Here is a 20,664-nt window from a genome sequence, read left to right on the forward strand (position 1 = left end):
AGGCGGAGTAGAGCCACCTCTTCCAAGCGGGGGCCTAAGCGTCAGTCCGTCAGCGCCTCGACCACCGCCCGGAGTGCAACGTCAGCCCCGCCGACGATCGCGTCGCCGTGTCCGAAGCAGGCGACGTCGACGGAGTCGAGCTGCGGCAACCGCTTCAGCGACTCCCCCGCCTGCCTGCGGTTGACGTTGAAGATCCCGCGCATAGTGTGGCCCTCCACGTTGGCGACCGTGTCGCCGAGGAAGAGCACGCCGTGCGGCGGCAGGTGGTAGGCCGCGCTGCCCGGGGTGTGGCCCGGGAGGGCCACCACGCGGGTGCCACCGCCGACGTGGAGGGTGTCGCCTTCGTCCAGATCGGTGATCGCCTTGACGGGCGGCACGTCCGGCATGGGAGCCAGGTTGGCGTGGAACTCGCGCTCCCACTCCGGCGCGTCGGAGAGGTCCGGCGGGATCACCGGCTGCTCACCTCGGACGACCGCGGCGTCGAGGCGGTGGGCGAGAACCTCCACCCCGCCCCAGGCGGCCACCTCCGCCGCCGCGCCCGCGTGGTCGCGGTGGAAGTGGGTGAGCAGCAGCCGACGCACGTCGCCCGGATCGGCGCCGAGCTCACGCACGGCTGCCGCGATCCCGGGGCCGGAACCGGCGGGACCGGCGTCGATCAGGGTCAGCGTGCCGTCGTCGTCCCGCCAGACGAAGCCCTGACCCACCCAGAAGTTCAGCTGGTGCAGGCGACCCGGCAACAGCTCGACGATCTCGATGTCCGTCTCCATGACCTCACCGTAGGCCGGGGACGGTCCGCCTGGCCGGAATCGTTCGCCGACGGCGCAACGGGTGTTGCCTGGGGTGGAACGCGAAGAGGCCCCTGCCGCACGGGGGGACGGGAGGGGCCTCGGCACTCATGGTACGAGCTGTCGGACCGTCAACAATGCCAAATCCACGTCAGGATTCACTGAGCCATCGATCACTGGCAAGGTTGACGGTCCCATCCGTATGGTTCGTGCCCGCTATTTCGCCAAACCGGCGCGTCGCAGGGCGTCCGCCATCGCGCTGTTGGCGATCCCGCCGTCGCGCGGGGCCGGAGTGCGGCGGTCGCCGCCGCGACGGTCCCGGTTGCCGCCCTGACCGCCCTGACCGCCTTGCCCGCCCTGGCCCTGGCCAGGGTTCTGGCCACCGCCCTGGCCGCTCTGACCGCCCTGGCGCTGGCCACGGTTCTGCCCGCCGCCACCCTGGGCCTGGCCGCCCTGGCCGCCCGGACGCTGCCCGCCCTGACGCTGGCCGCGCGGGCCCCGGTCGCCGCGCTCGCCACGCTCGCCACGGTCTCCGCGCTCCCCGCCCGCCTGGGCGTCGTCGTCCAGACGCAGCGTCAGCGAGATGCGCTTGCGCGGGATGTCCACGTCCATCACCTTCACGGTGACGATGTCGCCGGACTTGACCACCTCGCGCGGGTCCTTGACGAAGGTCTTCGACAGCGCGGAGACGTGGACCAGGCCGTCCTGGTGGACGCCGATGTCGACGAAGGCGCCGAAGGCGGCGACGTTGGTGACCGTACCCTCCAGGACCATGCCCGGGGTGAGGTCGCCGAGCTTCTCCACGCCCTCCTTGAAGGCGGCCGTCTTGAAGGCCGGACGCGGGTCGCGACCGGGCTTCTCCAGCTCGCCCAGGATGTCGACGATCGTCGGCACACCGAAGGTGTCGTCAGCGAAGTCGGTCGGCCTGAGCGCACGCAGCTTCGCGCCGTCGCCGATCAGCGCCTTGAGGTCGCCACCGGTCGCGGTCAGGATCCGGCGGACCACCGGGTACGCCTCCGGGTGGACGCTGGAGCCGTCCAGCGGGTCCTCGCCGCCGGGGATCCGGAGGAAGCCCGCGCACTGCTCGAAGGCCTTCGGGCCGAGCCGCGCGACGTTCTTCAGCTCCTTGCGGCTGCGGAACGGACCGTTGGCGTCGCGGTGGGCGACGATGTTGTCCGCCAGGCCCGCGCCGATGCCGGAGACGCGGGTCAGCAGCGGCGCGGAGGCCGTGTTGACGTCCACGCCGACGCCGTTGACGCAGTCCTCGACCACCGCGTCCAGCGAACGCGACAGCTTGGTCTCGGAGATGTCGTGCTGGTACTGGCCGACGCCGATCGACTTGGGGTCGATCTTGACCAGCTCGGCCAGCGGGTCCTGCAGGCGGCGGGCGATGGAGACCGCGCCGCGGATGACGACGTTGAGCTCCGGCAGCTCCTGCGATGCGAAGGCGGAGGCCGAGTAGACCGACGCGCCCGCCTCGGAGACGACGGCCTTGGTGAGCTTCAGCTCCGGGTGACGCTTGATCAGGTCCAGCGCCAGCTTGTCCGTCTCGCGGGAGGCGGTGCCGTTGCCGATGGCGATCAGGTCCACCTGGTGCTGGGCGCAGAGCTTGGCCAGCGTGGCGATCGACTCGTCCCACTTGTTGGCCGGGACGTGCGGGTGGATGGTGTCGTGCGCGACGACCTTGCCGGTCGCGTCGACGACGGCGACCTTGACGCCGGTGCGGAAGCCCGGGTCCAGGCCGAGCGTGGCGCGGGTGCCGGCGGGGGCGGCGAGCAGCAGGTCGCGCAGGTTGGCGGCGAAGACGCGCACCGCCTCGTCCTCGGCCTCGGTGCGCAGGCGCAGCCGCAGGTCGATCCCGAGGTGGACCAGGATCCGGGTGCGCCACGCCCAACGGACGGTGTCCTTGAGCCACTTGTCGGCCGGACGGCCGCGGTCGGCGACGTCGAAGCGGTTGGCGATCCGGGACTCGTAGCCGCCGGGGGCCTCCGCGTCGGCCTCGTCGGCGTAGGGCTCCATGGTGAGTTCGAGCACGTCCTCCTTCTCCCCGCGCAGCATGGCCAGCACGCGGTGGGAGGGCAGCTTGACGTAGGGCTCGGCGAAGTCGAAGTAGTCGGCGAACTTGGCGCCGTCCTGCTCCTTGCCGTCGCGGACCTTGGCGGCCAGCCGACCGCGTCCCCACATCCGCTCGCGCAGCTCGCCGATCAGGTCGGCGTCCTCGCCGAAGCGCTCGACCAGGATGGCGCGGGCGCCGTCGAGCGCGGCTGCGGCGTCGGCGACGTTCTCGCCGAGGTAGGCGGCGGCCTCCGTCTGCGGGTCGCGCGTCGGGTCGCCGAGGAGGGCGTCGGCGAGCGGCTCCAGGCCGTTCTCGCGGGCGATCTGGGCCTTGGTGCGGCGCTTGGGCTTGAACGGGAGGTAGATGTCCTCCAGGCGCGCCTTGGAGTCGGCGGCGCGGATCTGCGCCTCCAGGGCCTCGTCGAGCTTGCCCTGGCTGCGGATCGACTCCAGGATCGCGGCCCGGCGCTCCTCCAGCTCGCGCAGGTAGCGCAGGCGCTCCTCGAGCGTGCGCAGCTGGGCGTCGTCGAGCGACCCCGTCGCCTCCTTGCGATACCGGGCGATGAAGGGGACGGTCGCCCCTCCGTCGAGCAGTTCCACGGCGGACTGCACCTGTGCGGGACGGACGCCGAGTTCCTCGGCGATGGTCTGCTCAATGGACAGGGTCACTCTTGGTTACCGCTCTCTCGCTGGATACGTGCGGCGCCATTCTGTCCCGACCGGCGCGGCGAGGAAAACCACCTCGCGTTCGGGCGGGTCGCGGTGTCACGATCACGCCATGCACATCCGCGAGGCCACGGACGCCGACTGGGCGTCGATCTGGCCCTTCTTTCATGAGATCACGGCGGCCGGAGAGACCTTCACCTACCCGACCGACGTCGACGAGCCGACGGGCCGCGCGATGTGGATGGTCCGCGCGCCGGGCCATGTCGTTGTCGCGGTGGACGACGACGGCACGGTGCTCGGCACGGCCAACATGTACGCCAACAAGATGGGCCCGGGCGCGCACATCGCCAGCGGCAGCTTCATGGTCGCCGCTGAGTACTCCGGCCACGGCGTCGGCCGCGCGCTCTGCACCTACCTGCTGGCCTGGGCGCGCGAACACGGCTTCCGCGGGGTCCAGTTCAACGCGGTAGCGGCCAGCAACACCCGTGCGGTGAAGCTCTACGAGTCGCTCGGCTTCGAGGTCATGACCACGATCCCGGAGGGCTTCCGCCACCCGACGCTGGGCTATGTGGGGCTGCACATCATGTACGTGAGGCTGTGACGAACGTGCGGGACTGGGATTCGCTCACCCTCGCCGAGCAGACCCTGCTGCGCGCGGGGGCACGGAATCTCCTCGCGGCGTGGACGCCCGAGCACTACTCCACGGCGCAGCGGTGGGTCGGAGACGCGGACGCACCGTTGCGCAGCCTGACGACGGAGGAGTCGCGTGAGCGGGCGACCGAGCTGATGCCGGTCGCACTCGACCTCCACGAGCGTGGTGAGCTCTTCGTCGCCAAGGCCACGGGCCAACCCTGGGCCTACACACACGAATTGCTGCCGCCGACCGAACAACGCGCGTTCCTCGCCGATCCGGAGAACTGGCTCGTGAAGCCGGCCACCGAGCCTGCAGGGCGTCGCATCGCCCTCGCCGTCCAACCGGCGTTGCGCGAGCATCTGACCGCCGTCGTGGACCGCCTCGACCCGAAGGACCATCCCACGCTGAGCGCCGACGAGCACGAGCACATGATCTGTGCCTTCGAGTACAGCGGCTGGCTGACCGGCCCGTACGGCATCTGGCAGGAGATGCGGCAGGGGCTCGACGAGGCCGCTCGGCTGGCGTTCGTCGACGAACAGGTGGCCCCGCTGCTCCCACTGGTCCGCAACGGCTGGATCGAGGTCCGCCATGTGGCCGCCACCGACTCAGCGGACTACACCGTGATCCCCCTGGAGCAACTGCGCACGGCGCTGGCCGACCCTGCGATCCGCTACGAAGGCGACGATTGGGGCATCGGCGTCACCTGCGGCCTGACCTTCGCCGGTGTCGCGGTCTCGCGCCGGCCCAGGTAGACCTCAGCGCACGGCCGTCAGTCCTGGTAGAGGCGCAGGCCGGAGGTATCGACTGACCACGGCCCGACGGCGATGCGGTCACCGAAGGCGAAGGGGACCGCTTTGCGGTAGCGGATTCCGTCCGGCCCGTGGCTGGGCTCGGAATAGACGATGCCGTCACCCTTGCGCGGATCGACGATCAGATAGAGCGGCACGCCCATCGCCGGGTAGTCCCGCGCCTTGACCTCCAGGGCATTGCGCGGGTTGCTCGGGGACACGACCTCGGCCGCAAGCAGCACGATGCGGCTGCTGACCCGGCTTCCCACGGAGTCAACCTCGGACTCGGGCACCACCATCAGGTCAGGAACCTTACGCAGCCCGTGACCGGGTCCTCCGTGTCCGTGTCGGAGAACGCGGCAACGCTCGGGTCCTGCTGTTCGATCTGACGACGGAGCCGCACCACGTTGACCCCGAGCTGACCGCTGGGGCTCATCATCATCACGGTGACCTGGCCGTCGGTGATCTCGACCTTCCAGTGCTCCTACTGACGGTCGGTCACCTCGGCCAGCTCGTCCGCGACGGCGCGCAGCCGAACGATCTCCTCCACAGCCAGCTGGGGACGGTCGTCGGTCATGCATCGAGCCTATAGCCGTCCCGGTCCACGCCTCCTCAGCGCGGCACGACCGCCAACTGGCGCGACTGCGCGACCAGGCGGTCGCGGGAGTCCCAGATCTCGCAGTCCTCCTCCAGGTAGCCGCCCGCGAGGTTGCGGGTGGAGTGGGTCACGCGGAGCCAGCCCGGGGCGGGGAGGGCGCGGATGTGGGCGGTGAGTTCGACGGTCGGGGTCCAGCCGAAGAGGCCGAGGTCGAAGGTGACCGGCGGGAGTGCGTCGAGGGCGAAGAGGAGCGAGAGCGGGTCGGACTCGCGGCCGTCGGCGAGGCGGAGCCAGCCCTGGAGGCGGCCCTCGCCCGAGGGCTTGCCGAGGGCCCAGCCGACGTAGGCGGGGTCGAGGCGCAGGTCGATCCGCTCCAGCAGGTTGGCGGAGGCGAGGAACTCCGGCGGGGCATGCTCGGTGCCGATGCACTGCTCGACCGGGGGCAGCTGCGGCGGGGTCGCGCTGGTGCGGACGTCCTCGTCGGCGCGGGCCAGGTCGCCGAAGTGGGCCAGCACGCGCAGCCGTTCGAGCGGGAGGCCCTCGTCGTCGGCCTGCAGCAGCGAGGCCTGTCCGGTGGAGTGGCTGCGGGCGGTGCGGACGGTCTCGACGCGGAGCTCGGCCGGGCCGGGGCGGGAGGCGCTGACGTAGTAGCCGCTGACCGAGACGGGGTACGGGTGCGAAGCCCCTGCTGCCGCGAAGTGCTCCCCCACGGCGCGCGCCGCGAGGGAGAGCAGCAGGCCGCCGTTGATGCCGCCGCCGATCTGCCAGCCCTTGTCCAGCTCGGCGTCGAAGACGCTGGTGGTCGCGGCCATCGTCCCGGCCGTCGTCCCGGCGGCCTCGTCGGGACGGCGGACGACGGCGGTGCCCTCGTCGAACTCGCTCACGGTGCACTCTCCCATAAGTTACTTATCAGTAGCTAACTACACCTTCGCTTCCAACGTCAAGACGCATCTGCTACCACCACAGACATGCTTCCTTATGCGCTGGACGGACGGGTGGCCATCGTGACGGGCGCCGGCAGCGGCATCGGGCGGGCGACCGCCCGGGTGCTGGCCGAGGCGGGGGCGCGCGTCGTCTGCGCCGACCTCGACGGCGAGGCCGCCACCGCGACGGCGAAGGAGTGCGACGGCATCCCGGCCGCCGTGGACGTCTCCCGCCGGGCGGCCGTCTTCGCGCTGGTCGAGAGCACCGCCGAGCAGCAGGGCAGGCTCGACATCCTCTGCAACGTCGCCGGGGTGATCCGCACCGGGCTGGTCGTCGACGTCCCCGAGGAGGACCTCGACGCGGTGATGGACGTCAACTTCAAGGGCACCTTCCACGCTTGCCAGGCGGCGGCGCGGATCATGTGCGCGCAGGGCGGCGGAGCCATCGTCAACACCGCGTCGGGCGCGGTGGACAGCGCCACGCCCGCGATCATGAGCTACTCGGCCTCCAAGGCCGCCGTGGTCCAGCTCACGAAGAACCTGGCCGCCGAGGTCGGCCGCTACGGCGTGCGGGTCAACGCGGTCGCACCCGGACTGGTGCGCACCGCGATGACCGCGCGTCACTACCTGCGCCCCGACGGCAGCGTGGACGAGGCCGCCCGCGCCGCCGGGGAGAAGCCGCTGCGGCGGATGTCGCCGCTCGGGCTGATCGGCGAGCCCGAGGACATCGCCTACGCCTTCCACTACCTGGTCAGCGATGCCGCCCGGTTCGTGACCGGACAGATCCTGCGTCCCAACGGCGGCGTGGCGATGCCCTGGTGAGGGCTTCTCCGATACCTCAGCGCCCGCGCAGCTCGCGGTAGCGGGTGGCCAGGCCGGCCGTGGAGGAGTCGAGCGCGGTAAGGCCGGTGCCGTCGACGAGCGCGGGCTCGATCCACTTGGCCAGGACCTTGCCGAGCTCGACGCCCCACTGGTCGAAGGAGTCGATGTTCCAGATCGCGCCCTGGACGAAGACCTTGTGCTCGTAGAGCGCGATCAGCTGGCCCAGCACGGACGGGGTCAGCTCGCCGGCCAGGATGGTCGTGGTCGGGTGGTTGCCGCGGAAGGTCTTGTGCGGCACCAGCTCCTCCGCGACGCCCTCGGCGCGGACCTCCTCCGGCGTCTTGCCGAAGGCCAGCGCCTGGCCCTGGGCGAAGAGGTTGGCCATCAGCAGGTCGTGCTGCGCGACCAGGCCGGGCGCCAGGTCGGCGACCGGGCGGGCGAAGCCGATCAGGTCGGCCGGGATCACCTTGGTGCCCTGGTGCAGCAGCTGGTAGTACGCGTGCTGGCCGTTGGTGCCGGGCGTGCCCCAGACGACCGGGCCGGTCTGCCAGTGCACCGGCTCGCCGTCGCGCTGCACCGACTTGCCGTTGGACTCCATGTCCAGCTGCTGCAGATAGGCGGTGAACTTGGACAGGTAGTGCGAGTACGGCAGCACGGCGTGCGCCTGCGCGTCGAAGAACGCCCCGTACCAGACGCCGAGCAGGCCGAGCAGCAGCGGCACGTTCTGCTCCGGCGGCGCGGTGCGGAAGTGCTCGTCGACCAGGCGGAAGCCCTCCAGCATCTCCTCGAACGCCTCCGGGCCGATGGCGATCATCAGCGAGAGCCCGATGGCGGAGTCGAAGGAGTAGCGACCGCCGACCCAGTCCCAGAACTCGAACATGTTGGCCACGTCGATGCCGAACTTCTCCACCTCGGTGGCGTTGGTCGACAGCGCGACGAAGTGCTTGGCCACGGCGCTCTGGTCGGCGCGCAGCTCGGTGAGCAGCCAGTTGCGGGCGCTGGTGGCGTTGGTGACGGTCTCGATGGTGGTGAAGGTCTTCGAGGCGACGATGAAGAGCGTCTCCTCGGCGTCCAGGTCGCGCACGGCCTCGTGCAGGTCGGCGCCGTCGACGTTGGAGACGAAACGCACCGTCAGGTCGCGGTCGCTGAAGCTGCGCAGCGCGTCGTAGGCCATGGCCGGACCCAGATCGGAGCCGCCGATGCCGATGTTGACGATGTTGCGGATCCGCTTGCCGGTGTGACCGGTCCACTCCCCCGAGCGGACCCGGCGGGCGAAGTCGGCCATCTTGTCGAGCACGGCGTGGACTTCGGGGACCACGTTGACGCCGTCGACCTCGATCACCGCGTCACGCGGCGCGCGCAGCGCGGTGTGCAGCACGGCGCGGTTCTCGGTGATGTTGATCTTCTCGCCGCGGAACATGGCGTCCCGGAGGGCCTCCACCCCGCGCACCTGCGCGAGCTGGCGCAGCAGCGCGAGGGTCTCGTCGGTGACGAGGTGCTTCGAGTAGTCGACGTGCAGGTCGCCGACCTGCAGGGTGTAGGACTCGCCACGCTTGGGATCCTCGGCGAACAGCGTGCGCAGGTGGGTGTCCCCCAGCTCCGCGCGGTGTTCGCGCAGCGAGTCCCAGACCGGCAGCTGGTCCAGACGCGTTCCCTCAGCCATGCGCACTACTCCATCCTGGATTCGGTCGTCGGAACGAGCCTATGCGTTCGAGCAGACGGGAGGTTGCAACCCGATAGGGGCGCGGGGAACTGCGCGCGAAAGCGCGGATGTGAGCCTCTGTTACAGCGCGGGGAAGTTGCAGTGTCCTCAGTTACCGTCCGGCGACCGTCAACGGCAGACTCAAGCGGACCTTGAACCCGCCGTCCGCCGTCGGCCCGGCCGCGAGCGTGCCGCCGAGCAGCGCGGCGCGTTCGCGGAGCCCGACGATGCCGTGGCCGCCGCCGGGCAGCGGCTCCCATGACGCCACGGCGTGTTCCGCCGGATCCGGGGCGATCTCCAGCGGCGCGCCGTTCGTCACGGCGACGCGCAACGAGTCGTCGCGGAGCTCCACGCGGACCTGCGTCTCCGCGCCCGGCGCGTGCTTGCGGGCGTTGGTGAGGGCCTCCTGGACCGTGCGGTACGCGGCGCGTTCGATCGGTTCGGGCAGGACCGGCATGTCGCCCTGCGCGTAGCCGACGACCTCCAGCTCGGCCCCCGCCTCGGACTCCGCGACCAGGCGCGGCAGATCGGTCAGGCGCGGCTGCGGGACCAGCTCGGTCGGGCCCGCGCCCGCCGCCCGCAGCACGAGGATCATGCTGCGCAGCTCCTCCAGTGTCGCGACCGCCAGGCCGCGCATCGTGCCGGCGGCCTCGCGGACGTCCGGGTCCTTCGCGGTGACCTGGAGCGCGCCCGCCTGGACCGCGATCAGTCCGGCCTGGTGCGAGACGACGTCGTGCATCTCGCGGGCGATCCGCGCCCGTTCGCGCGCGATGACCGTCTGCGCGTGCAGTTCGCGTTCGTGGTCGCGCAGGGTGGCCAGCTCGACGATCCGCGCGGAGAGCGCCTCCCGCGTCTGCAGCAGCAACCCGAGCGCGGTCGGTCCTATCGAGAACATCACGGCATAGATCAGCTGCTGGATGTGGTCGCTGGCCGACTCGGTCATGACCTTGCTGAGCGGCCACGGCAGGAAGATGCCGATGCCGACGACGGTCGCCGCGACCCACGCCTGCCAGTCCACCCGGCGTGAGCGGGCGACCGTGTAGAGGGCGACCAGCGACGCGACCAGCGCGGTTCCGGCGAAGAGGCCGGTGAGGGTGCCGAAGAGGACCAGTCGGGGCCAGCGGCGACGGCCGGCCAGCACCACGCAGGAGACCATGGAGGCCCAGAAGGTCCAGTCCTTCGAGCCCGGGTAGTTCAGCCCGGCGTCCAGGAACGCCGCAGCCATCAGCACCAGGGTGACCGCGGCGTCGCGCAGCGGCTTCGGCAGCCGCATCACCCACGCCTTGACCCGTCTGCTGAAACGAACGGCCCAGAGCTTGAGCCGACGTCTCACAGTTCGCTCTCCTCGATCAGGCCCGCCCGCTCGGCCAGCACGGCCGCCTGGATCCGGTTGGTGACGCCCAGTTTGGTGAGCACGGCGCTCACGTAGTCCTTGACGGTGGCGGCGCCGAGGTGCATCCGGGCGCCGATCTCGACGTTGGAGAGGCCGTGGCCGAGGAAGCCGAGGACCTGACGCTCGCGGTCGGTGAGGGTCTCCACCGCGGCGGCGGCCGGGTGGTCGTTCTTCCGGCGGGTCTGGCCGAGGCGGCGCAGCACGGGAGTGGAGAGGCAACCGGCTCCGGTGGAGACCGCGCGGACGGAGCGGGCCAGCACCTCCGGCTCGGTGTCCTTGAGCAGGAAGCCGCTGGCACCCAGCCGCAGCGCCTGGTCGAGGTACTCGTCGGTGTCGAAGGTGGTCAGCATGGCGACGTACGGCGCGTCGGGCAGCTCGCGGATGCGGCGCAGCAGCGTCAGGCCGTCGACGTCGGGCATCCGGATGTCCAGCAGTACCACGTGCGGTTGGTGGCGACGCACCTCGGCGACGGCCTCGATGCCGGAGCAGGTCCCGACCACTTCGATGTCCGGTGCGGTGTTCAGGATCATCGCCAGGCCGGAGCGGATCAGCGCCTCGTCGTCGACGATCATCGCCCTGATCGGACTGCCCGCTTGCGAGGGAACCACGTGCCTGTTTCCTACCCTGTGCGTTCCAGCCTGCGATGGGAGAACCCCGCGCGACCGTACCTCAGGGTTCATATTTATGAAAATCGAACCCCCGATCGGCGGTGGGATCACCTCCGAACGGGGGTGCCGGTTCCGGTTCGAGTACGACCATGATGGCCGAGCTGCACGGCAACGTGCCAGGTGGCGGGCACTACGGGGGGGTGCCCGTCTCCACGGGACCTTCGCGGGCGCCCGATTTTTTCGATTGATCCCATTTTGTTGCTGCCCGTTGGTCTTTCAGCCGTATGGCTACTACGCCCGATTTGTCAGCATTTGTCATACAGAAGGCGTAAGCGTCGCGACAGGTTCCGCCGCGACGACGCGACGCCGGCCCAGCGCGTTCCCGACCGACACGAGCACCGCGCCGACGGCGAGGAACCCCGTACTGGGAGAGCGCGGCGGCGGTCAGCCCGCCGAACTCCGAGCGCGCAACCGCGACCACGCGCCGCTCCGTCTGTTCCCGCATACCGCTCCCGGCGTTCGGTCCGACGACCGGTCCGGCGATCATCTTCTCCGATGATGGGAGCATTTCGGGCGAATGAGGAGATGTCACGTCACGCCAAGACCGCCGACGGCTGGTCAGTCGGTGAAGCCGCCCTCGGCGAGGAGGGTGTCGATGCGGGTGCGGTGGGCGGCTTCCCAGGAGTCGAGGGATTCCGTCGCCTCCTTGGCCAGCTTGGCGCGGGCGGCGGTGAGGATCTCGGTGGTCCGGGCGTGTGGGGTGACGACGATGCCCTCCTCGTCGGCGACGACCAGGTCGCCCGGGTGGACGGTGACACCGCCGCAGGTGACGGGCGCGCCGAAGGGGCGGACGGCCCGCTTGGTGCCCGGGATCGGGACGACGCCGCGGGCGAGGACGGGGAAGCCCATGGCGCGGATCTCCGCGAGGTCGCGGATGACGCCGTCGAGGACGAACCCGGCGATGCCGCGGCGCTGTGCCACCGCGCAGACGTTGCCGCCGGCGAGGGCGAAGTCGGTGTCGCCGCCCGCGTCGACGACCACGACGGAGCCGGCCGGGGCTCGGTGGATGGCGGCGTGGAGCATCAGGTTGTCGCCCGGCGGACAGCTGACCGTGAAGGCCGGACCGGCCAGGCGCGGCATCGGCGCGTAGAGCGGGCGGATGGCGTGGTCCATGACCTGCGCGCGGCCCAGCAGGTCGGCAAGGGTGGTGGGCGGCAGCGCGGCGAAGTCGGCAGTCGCAGCGGAGCCGACGGCGTCGGTCATGGCGTCGGTCATGTGGTCACGCTAACGGGCGATGGACCACGCGGCGTCCGAGCTGCCCGAAATCGATTCGTGCCGGCTGCGGTCCTGGTCGTAACGTCAGGAGGATGACGATGAACGTGCTCTCGGTGAACGTCGGCCGGGCCCGGTCGAACCCGTGGAAGGGGATCGAGGCCACCGGCATCGACAAGCAGGCCGTGGACGGTCCGGTCGCCGTCACCGTGCCGGGCCCCAAGGGCAGCGGCGAGGTGGGGCTGGCCGGGGACCGCGTCTACGACGTCGACCACCACGGCGGGCCCGACCAGGCCGTCTACGCCTACGCGCGCGAGGATCTGGACCGCTGGGAGCCCGAGCTCGGGCGGACGCTGCCGAGCGGCGTCTTCGGCGAGAACCTGACCACCGTCGGCGTCGACGTCAACGGGGCGCTGATCGGCGAGCGTTGGCGGATCGGGCGGGACCTGGTGCTGGAGGTGTCCGCGCCGCGCGTGCCGTGCTTGACGTTCCAGGGGTGGCTGCAACGTGCCGGCTGGATCAAGCGGTTCACCGAGGCGGCGGTGCCGGGCGCGTACCTTCGCGTGGTCACGCCCGGCGAGGTCCAGGCCGGTGACCCGGTCGTCGTCGAGCACCGGCCGGACCACGACGTGACGGTGGCCCTCGCCTTCCGTGCGGTGACGCGCGAGCCGGAGCTGCTGTCCCGGCTCCTGGCGGCCGACGCGCTGCCCGCGAAGACCCGTGCCAAGATCCGTTCCCGGCTCGGCATCGAGGACTGAGCCGAGAGGACCGGGCCGAGAGGACTAGCCAAGGCGGCGGGGCCTACTCCGGCAGCGAGGCCAGGAAGTCGGTCAGGGCCGCGTTGACCTCGGCCGGGCGCTCCTGCTGGGTCCAGTGGCCGCAGCCCGGGAGGGTGATCGTCGGGCGCAGCGTCGGGTTGAGCGCCTGGAGTGCGGGCAGCAGCTGGTCCATGCCGGGGAACGCGCCGACCAGGTCGCGGTCGCCGAGCACGTAGAGCGCGGGGACCTGGATCGGCAGACCGTCCCAGGCAGCGGACAACTCCCAGTTGCGGTCCAGGTTCCGGTACCAGTTCAGGCCGCCGGTGAAGCCGTTGCGCGCGTACTCCGCGGCGAAGGTCGCGATGTCGGACTCGGTGAGCCAGTCCGGGAGTTCCTTCGGCTCGCCGAGCGAGTCGAGGAAGCGTCCGCTGTCCGGCAGCAGCGGCTGCGGGGGCGGGTCGGTGAGCGGGTTGTCGCCGCTCGCACCGTAGAGGAAGCGCCGGAAGACCTCGTCCGCCGGCGTGCCGTTGAACTCGGTGTCGGCTCCGCCCGGACGGCAGAAGTAGGTCCAGTAGAAGCGCCCGTCGAACATCGCGTCCATCGCGGCGAGCGGCGCGACGTCCTGCGAGCGCGGCTGCGGCGGGACGCTCAGGCCGACCACGCCGCGGACCAGGTCCGGACGCAGCTGCGCGGTCAGCCAGGCGACCGGCGCGCCCCAGTCGTGGCCGACGACGGCGAACCGCTGCGCGCCCAACTCCCGGACGAGTGCGACGACATCGCCGACCAGGTGCGGGAGCGTGTACGCCTCGACGGCTTCGGGCGCGTCGCTGCGGGCGAAGCCGCGCTGGTCGGGGGCGACGACGCGGTAGCCTTCGGCGGCCAGCGCGGGGAGTTGGTGCCGCCAGGAGTACCAGCACTCGGGAAACCCGTGCAGCAGCACCACCAGTGGACCGTCCGCCGGACCAGCCGCCGCGTAGTGCAGCGTGAGCCCGTTCACCCGGACGGTGTGGTGCTCGACGCCTTCGACGTGCGTCACCTCGGTCACGGCAGTCCCCTCCCCGCTTCGCGTCAAGTCAGGGTCAGACTATGCGGGTTGACGGGACATGTCACCAACTCACCAACCGTAGAGGCGGCGCAGGCGTTCCGCGACGACGAGGAAGCGCGGGCGGTCCAGCGCGCTGGCCTCGCGGCGCATGCCGGTGGGGTGGACGCGGAAGACGCGCTCCAGGTTGACCCAGGAGGCGCGGGCCTCGCGGTCCCAGGGGCCCTCGCCGAGGGCGACCCACTCGGCGACGTCGGCACCGGTGGTGGCGTCGTGACGCTTGCTCGTGAGTTCGACGGCCAGCAGCGTGCCGGTGTGCTCACGGGCCACGATCAGGACGGGACGGTCCTTGCCGCGTCCGTCGTTCTCCTCGAACGGGACCCAGGTCCAGACGATCTCGCCGGGGTCGGGCTGCCCGTCGTGCTGCGGCGAGTAGGAGGTGTGCACCGACCCGAGACGCCGCGGCTCCACCTGCACGGTTGCGGTGGAGCCGTAACGGCCGTGTTCCTGCTGGCTGTTCTCGGTGTGCTCACGGTTCTCGTGCTTGCCTGTCAGATTGAACATCACGACAGGCTACTTGCACGGCAGTTGCGCCGTGCTACCGCACCGCGGTGCTGCAGTGCTGCGATGCCGGAGCGCTCAGGCCTCGGCGACGTTCTTGACCAGGGAGATCTCGAACTCGAGCACGATCTTGTCGCTGACCAGGACGCCGCCGGTCTCCAGCGCGGCGTTCCAGGTGATGCCGTAGTCCTTGCGGCTGATGGCGTGCTCCCCCTCGAAGCCGAGGCGGTGGTTGCCGAACGGGTCGGTGGCCGAGCCCTCGAAGCTGAACGGGATGGCCACGGACTGCGTGACGCCGCGCACGGTCAGGTCGCCGGCCAGCTCCAGGCTCTCGCCGTCGAGCGTGGCGCCGGTCGAGCGGAAGGTGATGGTCGGGTGGTTGGCGACGTCGAGGAAGTCGTTGGCGCGCAGGTGACCGTCGCGGTCGGCGTTGCGGGTGTCGATGGAGTCGACCTCGATGGTCAGCTCGACCGAGGACTGCTCCGGCTTCTCCGCGTCGACCTGGACCGCACCGTTGAAGGCGTTGAAGGAACCACGGACCTTGGTGACCATGGCGTGACGGGCGACGAAGCCGATCCGGCTGTGGGCGGGGTCGATGCTGTAGCTGCCGGTCAGCGCGGGGGTGATGGCGGTAGTCATGGCGTTCCTCCTGGGACGGGCGGGGCCGATGTGGCCGGTGGTTGAACTTTCATCTACCACGATACCGGCCATGGATGACATGTCAACCATCGATGTAGAATGAATCCATGACCACCACGCCGCCTCCTCCCCCCGCATCCGCGACCGCAACCCCCGTTCCCGCCCCCACCCCCGCCGAGCCGCGCTGGCTCAGCCCGGACGAACAGCGCCTCTGGCGTACCTTCCTGCAGATGCAGAAGGAGCTGGAGGCCCAGCTCAGCCGCCAGATGCAGAGCGACTCGGAGCTGTCCATGGCCGACTTCTCGGTCCTGGTGCAGCTGACCGACGCGCCCGCCGGCCAGGCCCGGGTACTGGAGCTGGCCCGGGACCTGCGGTGGGAGAAGAGCCGGCTGTCGCACCACCTCACCCGGATGGTCAAGCGCGGCCTGATCGAGCGCGCCGAGTGCGAGAGCGACGGCCGCGGCTCGTTCGTGGTGATCACGGAGTCGGGCCGCCATGCGATCGAGGACGCCGCGCCCCGGCACGTCGAGACGGTCAGGAAGCTCTTCTTCGACCCGCTCAGCGAGGGCCAGCTCATCCAGCTCGGGGAGGTGGCGACGCGAATACTGGCCGCCATGCAGGGTTGCCCGGAGTCCGTTCCGGACAACTGAACAGCTGTCCGGGAACATACGGACCAGACGGGCCGGTGGACAGGCCGGTGAATGAACCGGTGGACGGACCAGAAGGAGCTGCGGCCATGGCACGGAAAGCGGCGCGCGCGACGGCTCAGGTGGAGCGGGAGCGCAAGTTCGAGGGCGACGCCGGGCACGGTTCCGGCTCCGGCGCCGCGGTCCGGCTGACCGGCCCGGCCCCGCTGCGCGGGGTCGCCAAGGGCGTCGCCGCCGACACCGAGCTGCTGGACGCCGTCTACTACGACACCCCGGACCGCCGACTGCTCTCCCGCCGGATCACGCTGCGCCGCCGCACCGGCGGCCACGACGCGGGCTGGCACCTCAAGCTGCCCACCGCCGACGGAGCGCGGCTGGAGCTGCACGTAGCGCTCGACGCCGCTGCGTCTGCGCCTCCGCCTGCCGCTGCGTCTGAGGCGGGTGTTCCGCACGTGCCCGACGAGCTCGCCGCGCGGGTCCGCGCGTACGTCCGCGAGGTCCCGTTGACGCCGGTCGCCCGGCTCCGGACCGTGCGGCACCGCACGCTGCTCCTGGACGACGCCGACCGGCCGCTGGTCGAGGTCGCCGACGACACGGTCACCGCAGAGCGCCTGGACCCGGACGGCACGGTGGTCGGCTCGTCGTCCTGGCGCGAGGTGGAGGCCGAACTGGTCGGCGGTGACGAGGCGCTGCTCGACGCGGTCGAGGCCCGGCTGCTCGCCGACGGCCTGCGGCGCAGCGCCAGCGCGTCCAAGGTGGCCCGCGCGCTCGGGCAGCCGACGAGGCCGGGATCAACCGCCCCCGCAGACCCGCAGCGCACGGGAACCGTCGGCGCGCTGGTCGCGACGCTGCTGCGGCAGCAGGTGGACCGCCTGCTCGCCTGCGACGCCGAGGTCCGTGTCGACGCGCCGGACGCCGTGCATCAGATGCGCGTCGCCGCACGGCGGTTGCGCAGCACGCTCCGGGTGTACGAGCGGCTTCTGCGGGTGGACGAGATCGCCTCCGTGGAGGAGGAGTTGCGGCAGCTCGGCCGGACGCTCGGCGTCGCGCGCGACCGCGAGGTGCTCGGCGAGCGGCTGCTGCGCGAGCTGGCAGAGCTCCGGCCCGAGGAGCGTCCCGGCCCGATCCGGCGGCGGCTCTCCGCCTGGTCCCGGCGCGGCTACCGGTCGGCGTGGCGACAGGCATTCCGGGAGCTGGACGGCGCACGGTACTTCGCGCTGCTGGACGCGCTCGACGCGCTGGCGGATGCGCCTCCGCTCCGCAAGCGCGCACGGCGGCGCGCCGAAAGGGAGCTCCCGCGCCTGCTGGAACGAGAACGCCTCCGGGTCGCCCGCCGGGTCCGCGAAGCGCGACGGCTCCCGTCGGGCACCGCGGCCCATGACGCGGCGGTCCATGCGGCGCGGCGCGCGGCGAAGCGCGCCCGGTACGCGGGCGAGGGCGCGGGCCAACCGGGCTACGCCACGGCGATGAAGGATCTGCAGACCCTGCTCGGCGACCGCCAGGACGCGCTGCTCGCCGCACAGGCGCTGCCGGAGCTCGCCGCCGCGGCACAGACGGCGGGCGAGCCGGGGTTCGCGTACGGGGTGCTGTACGCGCGCCAGCAGGCCGCGGTCGCCGCGGCGGAGGCGGAACTGCCCGCCTGCTGGGCGGCGGCGGAGGCGGCGGAGCTGGTGCGGGACAAGTGAGCGACACGAGGTCTCCGGCGCCACCCGGCACCGGAGACCTCGTCAGCTCAGTACTCCTACGCCTGCTCTGCGTTGACGACGAAGCTGAAGTCGCCGTGCGCCTTGGCGTCGGCATTCAACGGCAGCAGGACCCGTCGCGCCTCGACGAGGTTCCTGACCTTGGACCGGCTCGCACGCAGGCCGAGCATGAGCAGCCGCTCCACCCGTATCGGCGCCGGGAGTTCGAACCGGACATGCACCTCGGCGGTCATCCCTTCGGGGGTGTCCTCGAACGGCACGTCCGTGGCGAGCTCCCACGTGCCGGCCCAGTCGAGCCGGTACTGGGACTTGGCGGCGAGCGAGGCGCTCATCGTCAGTTCGCGCACCACGCCCGCGTCGTTCTCCTCGAACCGCACGCGGCGGGCGGGGTCGAGCGACTGCACGTGGATGCGCTCGTGCACCGGGATCTTCGAGGTGCGGTCGCACTGCTCGCACGAGATCAGCATCCACACGTCGAGCAGCTTGCCGCTGGCGTTGACACGGATCTTGCCCGAGGGGTGATGACGCGTGGACCTGCAGTCCACGCAGGGCCGGACGATGGCGGGCAGGCCGAGTTCGTGGACCACCCACAGGGACTTGCGGTCCGGGACGACGGTCGATCTGGGCACTGAATGCATGGCTGTATACGTGGTTGTATGCATGAAAGAGATGGCTTCCGGGATTCGGACGGCACATAGCGAGACATCGCCGGCAGCGAGTTGAGGGCATGACGCATCGCCCCACCGACTCGGCGCGCGGCGGAGTACCCGGCCCACCGAACGGGGCACGGGTGCGGAGGAAACGCGAGCACCGGCCGGGGGTGGTCACCGGCCGGTATCGCTGTCGCTAGTTGCTACCGAAACACGGGAGCCATGGTGATCACCGCGAGCGCGCGGCGCAACGGGTTTTCACGTCCTCCGGTGTGCCGGCGCCATGCGCTGCGGCCCGCTTGTGGTGTGCCCGCACATGTCGCGGAGGGGACGCGCGCTCCTACGGTCCCCCTGGTCTCACCCCCACCCCCAGGAGCTCGCCATGAACGCCACGCGTTCCCTCCTAGCGACCGCTGCCGCCGCAGGCCTCGCGCTTGCCGCGCTGATCACGCTGCCGAGTGCCGCCCGCGCCAACTCCGGTTCGCTGACCCAGGTCAGCAGCTTCGGCAGCAACCCCGGCAACCTCGCCATGTACGAGTACGCGCCCGCGAACCTGCCCAGCGGCGCGCCGGTCGTCGTCGCGCTGCACGGCTGCACGCAGTCCGCGAGCGACTACTACAACGACTCCGGCTGGCCCCAACTCGCCGACCAGTACGGATTCGCCGTCGTCCTCCCGCAGACGGACTCGACCAACAACGCGCTGTCCTGCTTCAGTTGGTTCGACTCGACCAAGGACACCCGGGGCAACGGCGAGGCGGCGTCGGTCATCTCGATGGTGAACCACGCCGAGCAGCAGTACGGCTCGGACACCAAGCGGGTCTTCGTCACCGGCCTCTCCGCGGGCGCGGGCATGACGGCGGACCTGCTGGCCGACTACCCCGACGTCTTCGCCGCCGGGTCGGTCGACTCGGGGCTGCCCGCGCAGTGCGCGACGACCGAGACCGCCGCGACGGGCTGTCAGGACAACAACCAGAACCTCACCGCCGCCCAGTGGGGCAACCTCGTCCGCAACTCCGACCCCGGCTACAGCGGGCCGTGGCCGCGTGTCGCGATCTGGCAGGGGACGGCCGACACCACCGTCTACCCCGTCAACGCGACCGAGCTGATGGACCAGTGGACGAACGTCCGGGGCATCTCCCAGACCGCGTCCAGCACCCGGTCACTGACCGGCGGCACCACCGAGAGCAGCTACGACGACGCCAACGGCAATCCGGCGGTCCAGGTCTACAGCATCTCCGGGATGGCCCACGGCCTCGCGGTCAACCCCGGGACCGGGCCGACCCAGTGCGGGACGACCGGTGCGTACTTCCTCGACTACATCTGCTCGTCTTACTACACGGCGCAGTTCTGGGGCCTGACCGGCAGTACGTCGACGGCGACCCCGACGCCCACACCCACGCCGACCACGAGCGCCAGCGCGAGCCCGAGCACGTCGGCCAGCGCCAGCCCGTCCTCCACCTACACGCCGTCCTGTTACGACGCCTCGAACTACGCCCAGGTCCAGGCCGGTCGGGCCTACGACTCCGGCGGATACGCCTATGCCGACGGCTCCGCCGCCGACCTCGGCCTGGACAACGTCTTCTACACCCACACGCTGGAGGAGACCGCGCCCGGCTACTACGTCATCGCCGACTCCGGCTGCCCCGCCTGACCGTAGCGGGACGCAGCGGCTCGCCCGCCTCGCGGACGGTCAGGCCGAGCGAGGCGGCGAGCGCCGGGGCCAGCTCCAGCAGTTGCAGCGGCGTGACGGCCGCGCCGCGCAGGGCGTCGACGCCGTCGGCGAGGTCGAGCACGGCGGCCTCGCGCAGGTCCACCTCGGCGAGCTTGGCGCTGTGGAGGTGGACGCCCTCCAACCGGCTGCCCGGGAAGGAGCAGCCGGTGAGCGCCGCGCCGGAGAGGTCGACCTCGCGCAGCACGCAGTCGTGGAAGACGACCTGTTGCAGCTTGGCCCCGCGCAGGTTGACCGAGTCGAACTTGCAGCCGTGGAAGACCACCCGTTGCAGCGACGCGGCGTGGAACTCCAGCCCGGCGAGGACCCCGCCGATCAGCTCCGCGTCCAGCCAGCCGCTCTCCACCAGGTCGCAGCCGACCAGTCGGACGCCCTGCATCCAGACGTCGTTGAACCGGGCCCGCCGCAGCCGGACGTCCTCGAAGGAGGTGGCCGTCAGCGCCGCCTCGACGAAGCGCGCGCCGTCCGCCCGCTCCTCCTCGAAGGCGGCCCCGTCGACGTGGACGGTGTCGAACGACTCCTCCGGGCCGAGCCGCCCGCCCGCGGGGAAGCGGCGCAGGTGCGGCGCGAAGGGGAGGTCGTCGAGCTCGCGCGGAGCCGGGGCGCTGGACGGCAGTGGTGACGGCATACCCGCAGGCTAACCGTCACCACCGACAAACCCCGCGACCAGCCCGGTGCACCAGTCCGGA

At 71.2% G+C, this 20,664-nt stretch carries 20 protein-coding genes; 7 read left to right on the forward strand and 13 right to left on the reverse strand.

All coding sequences use genetic code 11. The annotated features are described in order from the left end of the window. Positions 1 to 41: 41 nt before the first annotated feature. Both ABH940_RS25040 and ABH940_RS25045 read right to left on the reverse strand, forming a co-directional pair. Positions 42 to 767: an MBL fold metallo-hydrolase gene (locus ABH940_RS25040; RefSeq protein ID WP_370106210.1), complete on the reverse strand. Its 726-nt coding sequence runs from the start codon at positions 765 to 767 to the stop codon at positions 42 to 44. Positions 768 to 1,001: 234 nt separating this feature from the next. Next, positions 1,002 to 3,509 carry a Tex family protein gene (locus ABH940_RS25045; protein ID WP_370071383.1) on the reverse strand — a complete coding sequence of 836 codons (2,508 nt, stop codon included), beginning with the start codon at positions 3,507 to 3,509 and terminating at the stop codon, positions 1,002 to 1,004. Between the two features lie 109 nt (positions 3,510 to 3,618). On the opposite strand from ABH940_RS25045, the gene ABH940_RS25050 reads away from it, so the two are divergent. Beyond that, positions 3,619 to 4,107, forward strand: coding sequence for an N-acetyltransferase family protein (locus ABH940_RS25050; protein ID WP_370106211.1), 489 nt, complete (start codon positions 3,619 to 3,621; stop codon positions 4,105 to 4,107). Then, a complete protein-coding gene (locus tag ABH940_RS25055; protein WP_370071381.1) occupies positions 4,104 to 4,892 on the forward strand; it encodes a hypothetical protein in 789 nt (262 codons plus the stop codon). Before ABH940_RS25050 ends, ABH940_RS25055 begins: the two co-directional genes overlap by 4 nt. A gap of 17 nt (positions 4,893 to 4,909) precedes the next feature. On the opposite strand, the gene ABH940_RS25060 is transcribed toward ABH940_RS25055, so the two are convergent. After that, complete coding sequence (locus tag ABH940_RS25060; protein WP_370071380.1) at positions 4,910 to 5,227, reverse strand: Uma2 family endonuclease; 318 nt, start codon at positions 5,225 to 5,227, stop codon at positions 4,910 to 4,912. 313 nt (positions 5,228 to 5,540) lie between these two features. Then, positions 5,541 to 6,425, reverse strand: coding sequence for a thioesterase family protein (locus ABH940_RS25065; RefSeq protein WP_370106212.1), 885 nt, complete (start codon positions 6,423 to 6,425; stop codon positions 5,541 to 5,543). A 69-nt stretch (positions 6,426 to 6,494) separates the two neighbouring features. On the opposite strand from ABH940_RS25065, the gene ABH940_RS25070 reads away from it, so the two are divergent. Continuing rightward, positions 6,495 to 7,271 (forward strand): SDR family NAD(P)-dependent oxidoreductase, encoded by a 777-nt coding sequence (locus tag ABH940_RS25070; RefSeq protein WP_370071378.1) that lies wholly within the window; start codon positions 6,495 to 6,497, stop codon positions 7,269 to 7,271. A 16-nt stretch (positions 7,272 to 7,287) separates the two neighbouring features. Here ABH940_RS25070 and pgi read toward each other — a convergent pair whose 3' ends face one another. From pgi to ABH940_RS25090, 4 genes are all read right to left on the reverse strand, one after another. After that, complete coding sequence (gene pgi / locus ABH940_RS25075) at positions 7,288 to 8,934, reverse strand: glucose-6-phosphate isomerase (protein WP_370106213.1); 1,647 nt, start codon at positions 8,932 to 8,934, stop codon at positions 7,288 to 7,290. A gap of 151 nt (positions 8,935 to 9,085) precedes the next feature. Further along, complete coding sequence (locus tag ABH940_RS25080) at positions 9,086 to 10,306, reverse strand: sensor histidine kinase (protein ID WP_370071376.1); 1,221 nt, start codon at positions 10,304 to 10,306, stop codon at positions 9,086 to 9,088. Continuing rightward, on the reverse strand, positions 10,303 to 10,938 hold the full coding sequence (locus ABH940_RS25085; RefSeq protein WP_370071375.1) for a response regulator: 636 nt from the start codon (positions 10,936 to 10,938) through the stop codon (positions 10,303 to 10,305). The genes ABH940_RS25080 and ABH940_RS25085 overlap by 4 nt, the downstream gene beginning before the upstream one ends. Positions 10,939 to 11,592: 654 nt before the next feature. Next, on the reverse strand, positions 11,593 to 12,237 hold the full coding sequence (locus ABH940_RS25090) for an RraA family protein (RefSeq protein WP_370071407.1): 645 nt from the start codon (positions 12,235 to 12,237) through the stop codon (positions 11,593 to 11,595). A 110-nt stretch (positions 12,238 to 12,347) separates the two neighbouring features. On the opposite strand from ABH940_RS25090, the gene ABH940_RS25095 reads away from it, so the two are divergent. Then, positions 12,348 to 13,004 (forward strand): MOSC domain-containing protein, encoded by a 657-nt coding sequence (locus ABH940_RS25095; protein WP_370071406.1) that lies wholly within the window; start codon positions 12,348 to 12,350, stop codon positions 13,002 to 13,004. Positions 13,005 to 13,047: 43 nt separating this feature from the next. Here the strand turns inward: ABH940_RS25095 and ABH940_RS25100 are convergent, their stop codons facing one another. The 3 genes from ABH940_RS25100 to ABH940_RS25110 all read right to left on the reverse strand — a co-directional run bounded on the left by ABH940_RS25100 (position 13,048) and on the right by ABH940_RS25110 (position 15,246). After that, entirely contained in the window at positions 13,048 to 14,049 is a 1,002-nt protein-coding gene (locus ABH940_RS25100) for an alpha/beta fold hydrolase (RefSeq protein ID WP_370071374.1), read from the reverse strand. Between the two features lie 69 nt (positions 14,050 to 14,118). Then, on the reverse strand, positions 14,119 to 14,610 hold the full coding sequence (locus ABH940_RS25105; protein ID WP_370071373.1) for a type II toxin-antitoxin system PemK/MazF family toxin: 492 nt from the start codon (positions 14,608 to 14,610) through the stop codon (positions 14,119 to 14,121). 75 nt (positions 14,611 to 14,685) lie between these two features. Next, entirely contained in the window at positions 14,686 to 15,246 is a 561-nt protein-coding gene (locus ABH940_RS25110; RefSeq protein WP_370071372.1) for a YceI family protein, read from the reverse strand. Positions 15,247 to 15,353: 107 nt separating this feature from the next. Between ABH940_RS25110 and ABH940_RS25115 the strand changes: the two genes are divergently transcribed. Both ABH940_RS25115 and ABH940_RS25120 read left to right on the forward strand, forming a co-directional pair. Then, complete coding sequence (locus ABH940_RS25115) at positions 15,354 to 15,896, forward strand: MarR family winged helix-turn-helix transcriptional regulator (protein WP_370071371.1); 543 nt, start codon at positions 15,354 to 15,356, stop codon at positions 15,894 to 15,896. A gap of 86 nt (positions 15,897 to 15,982) precedes the next feature. Continuing rightward, positions 15,983 to 17,578 carry a CHAD domain-containing protein gene (locus ABH940_RS25120; protein ID WP_370106214.1) on the forward strand — a complete coding sequence of 532 codons (1,596 nt, stop codon included), beginning with the start codon at positions 15,983 to 15,985 and terminating at the stop codon, positions 17,576 to 17,578. 56 nt (positions 17,579 to 17,634) lie between these two features. On the opposite strand, the gene ABH940_RS25125 is transcribed toward ABH940_RS25120, so the two are convergent. Further along, positions 17,635 to 18,225 (reverse strand): DUF1062 domain-containing protein, encoded by a 591-nt coding sequence (locus ABH940_RS25125; protein WP_370071369.1) that lies wholly within the window; start codon positions 18,223 to 18,225, stop codon positions 17,635 to 17,637. Between the two features lie 403 nt (positions 18,226 to 18,628). On the opposite strand from ABH940_RS25125, the gene ABH940_RS25130 reads away from it, so the two are divergent. Further along, positions 18,629 to 19,897 carry a PHB depolymerase family esterase gene (locus ABH940_RS25130; RefSeq protein ID WP_370106215.1) on the forward strand — a complete coding sequence of 423 codons (1,269 nt, stop codon included), beginning with the start codon at positions 18,629 to 18,631 and terminating at the stop codon, positions 19,895 to 19,897. Here the strand turns inward: ABH940_RS25130 and ABH940_RS25135 are convergent. Further along, positions 19,869 to 20,603: a pentapeptide repeat-containing protein gene (locus tag ABH940_RS25135; protein WP_370071367.1), complete on the reverse strand. Its 735-nt coding sequence runs from the start codon at positions 20,601 to 20,603 to the stop codon at positions 19,869 to 19,871. The two genes, ABH940_RS25130 and ABH940_RS25135, sit on opposite strands and share 29 nt — an antisense overlap. Positions 20,604 to 20,664 lie beyond the last annotated feature (61 nt).

Source organism: Streptacidiphilus sp. BW17, from assembly GCF_041262485.1.
In the GTDB taxonomy this organism is placed as follows: Bacteria; Actinomycetota; Actinomycetes; order Streptomycetales; family Streptomycetaceae; genus Streptacidiphilus.

Excerpts from the sequence above, each read along its gene's own strand:
- ABH940_RS25070 (WP_370071378.1), top strand. The coding sequence starts at position 6,495 with ATGCTTCCTTATGCGCTGGACGGACGGGTGGCCATCGTGACGGGCGCC.
- ABH940_RS25135 (WP_370071367.1), bottom strand. The coding sequence starts at position 20,603 with ATGCCGTCACCACTGCCGTCCAGCGCCCCGGCTCCGCGCGAGCTCGAC.
- ABH940_RS25050 (WP_370106211.1), top strand. The coding sequence starts at position 3,619 with ATGCACATCCGCGAGGCCACGGACGCCGACTGGGCGTCGATCTGGCCC.
- ABH940_RS25130 (WP_370106215.1), top strand. The coding sequence starts at position 18,629 with ATGAACGCCACGCGTTCCCTCCTAGCGACCGCTGCCGCCGCAGGCCTC.
- ABH940_RS25115 (WP_370071371.1), top strand. The coding sequence starts at position 15,354 with ATGACCACCACGCCGCCTCCTCCCCCCGCATCCGCGACCGCAACCCCC.
- pgi (WP_370106213.1), bottom strand. The coding sequence starts at position 8,934 with ATGGCTGAGGGAACGCGTCTGGACCAGCTGCCGGTCTGGGACTCGCTG.
- ABH940_RS25105 (WP_370071373.1), bottom strand. The coding sequence starts at position 14,610 with ATGTTCAATCTGACAGGCAAGCACGAGAACCGTGAGCACACCGAGAAC.
- ABH940_RS25060 (WP_370071380.1), bottom strand. The coding sequence starts at position 5,227 with ATGGTGGTGCCCGAGTCCGAGGTTGACTCCGTGGGAAGCCGGGTCAGC.
- ABH940_RS25095 (WP_370071406.1), top strand. The coding sequence starts at position 12,348 with ATGAACGTGCTCTCGGTGAACGTCGGCCGGGCCCGGTCGAACCCGTGG.
- ABH940_RS25040 (WP_370106210.1), bottom strand. The coding sequence starts at position 767 with ATGGAGACGGACATCGAGATCGTCGAGCTGTTGCCGGGTCGCCTGCAC.
- ABH940_RS25085 (WP_370071375.1), bottom strand. The coding sequence starts at position 10,938 with ATGATCGTCGACGACGAGGCGCTGATCCGCTCCGGCCTGGCGATGATC.
- ABH940_RS25065 (WP_370106212.1), bottom strand. The coding sequence starts at position 6,425 with ATGGGAGAGTGCACCGTGAGCGAGTTCGACGAGGGCACCGCCGTCGTC.
- ABH940_RS25090 (WP_370071407.1), bottom strand. The coding sequence starts at position 12,237 with ATGACCGACGCCGTCGGCTCCGCTGCGACTGCCGACTTCGCCGCGCTG.
- ABH940_RS25120 (WP_370106214.1), top strand. The coding sequence starts at position 15,983 with ATGGCACGGAAAGCGGCGCGCGCGACGGCTCAGGTGGAGCGGGAGCGC.
- ABH940_RS25110 (WP_370071372.1), bottom strand. The coding sequence starts at position 15,246 with ATGACTACCGCCATCACCCCCGCGCTGACCGGCAGCTACAGCATCGAC.